This is a genomic window from Bartonella sp. AA1HLJMS (assembly GCF_042197445.1).
In the GTDB taxonomy this organism is placed as follows: domain Bacteria; phylum Pseudomonadota; class Alphaproteobacteria; order Rhizobiales; family Rhizobiaceae; genus Bartonella.
The window spans coordinates 1-953 of sequence record NZ_JBHIRW010000235.1; the positions used below are offsets into that span (position 1 = coordinate 1).

The window sequence follows — 953 nt, forward strand, 5'->3', positions numbered from 1 at the left end:
TTTGTTGCTTTGATAAAGGCAGCAAAGACGGCAGCTGGTGACAATGTTTTCAATATGCGTGACTTCAATTTATTTATTGAAGCAATGCCAGCTATTAATATCTCAACACAAAGTGAAACAATTGAAGATGGACATGATTTTGGCTTAAGGCGGCGTGTTTTAACGCTAGATGTTGAATGCTATGCGACATGTGAAGATGGCGCACGTTTTGTTGATCAATTAGCATGGGAAGTTGAGGAGGTTTTCTACGCTAATCCCAATCTCAACAACACAGTTGAAACATGCCGCCTGCAAAATATTGCTTTTGCCTTTGGTGATAATGGCGCTCTAGCACTCCACGGTGCAATTTTAACCTTTGACGTAACTTACGTCACCAATATCCCCTGCCTTGATGAAGGAAAGGCAACCGAAAGAGTTGTTGAACCCGTTGTCGGTTTTAAACCAGAAACAGGCGTGAAAAACAAAGATAAATACCATAAAATCGAGGTTACTCATGTTAGAGCGGCGCGATAAAGAAATCACAGATCTAAAGAGACGTGTGGCCAATATGGTTGTGGTGGGGAAGATTAGCCATGTCGACCATAAAAACGCACGCTATCGGATAAAAAGTGGCAATCTTGTCAGTGACTGGATTCCAGATACACAAGCCCGCGCCGGTAAAACACGCTCTTATGAAGGGCGCGATGTTGGAGAGCAAGTAATTGTTGTTTCATCATCAGGGGATTTATCGCAAGGGATGATTGTGGGTTCCATTCATACAGATGCTAATCAAGCAGCCGATAAGGGCAGCATTCACCGAACGATATACCCTGATGGAACCAGCCTTGAATATGATGATGAACAAAACACTTATGGAATTCACATCAAATCCGGCGGAAAGTTTATCCTGACAATCGCTGATGGTGTGTCACTAAAAGGTGATGGTGGCAAGCTAGAGCTTACCGCACCGGAAG

At 43.4% G+C, this 953-nt stretch carries 2 protein-coding genes; both read left to right on the forward strand.

Annotated features, from left to right (window positions below; genetic code table 11):
• A partial coding sequence (locus ACFIQE_RS10850) for a hypothetical protein (protein WP_375707751.1) occupies positions 1-513 on the forward strand: 513 nt, incomplete at its 5' end.
• On the forward strand, positions 494-953 hold a 460-nt coding region (locus tag ACFIQE_RS10855), incomplete at its 3' end, for a phage baseplate assembly protein V (protein WP_375707752.1). The genes ACFIQE_RS10850 and ACFIQE_RS10855, both read left to right, overlap by 20 nt.